Source organism: Photobacterium sp. R1 (assembly GCF_054600795.1).
The window spans coordinates 1-262 of record NZ_BAAHZP010000656.1; the positions used below are offsets into that span (position 1 = coordinate 1).

The following is a 262-nucleotide window of genomic DNA, read 5'->3' on the forward strand; positions in this document are numbered from 1 at the left end:
GGTGCCAACCACTCAGCGAAGGTGCCGTTGTCAGAAATATTTACCGGATGAGCCGGTGAATACTTGATGACCATGTCATTGAGCGGGCTTTCCCTGTGGTCGTTAAAGCCTTCAACTTCATGCACTTTCGGGTGCAGTGATCCGCCAAGCGCTACATTCATCTCTTGAAATCCGCGGCAGATACCAAGGATAGGCACGTTCTCTTTGATACAGGTGTCTATCAGTGCAAATGACAAGGCATCCCGGCCTTCATCTTTCTTTG

At 49.6% G+C, this 262-nt stretch carries 1 protein-coding gene; it reads right to left on the reverse strand.

The annotated features are described in order from the left end of the window. On the reverse strand, nt 1–262 hold a 262-nt coding region (locus ACYP03_RS26695; protein WP_459782764.1), incomplete at both ends, for a gamma-glutamyl-gamma-aminobutyrate hydrolase family protein.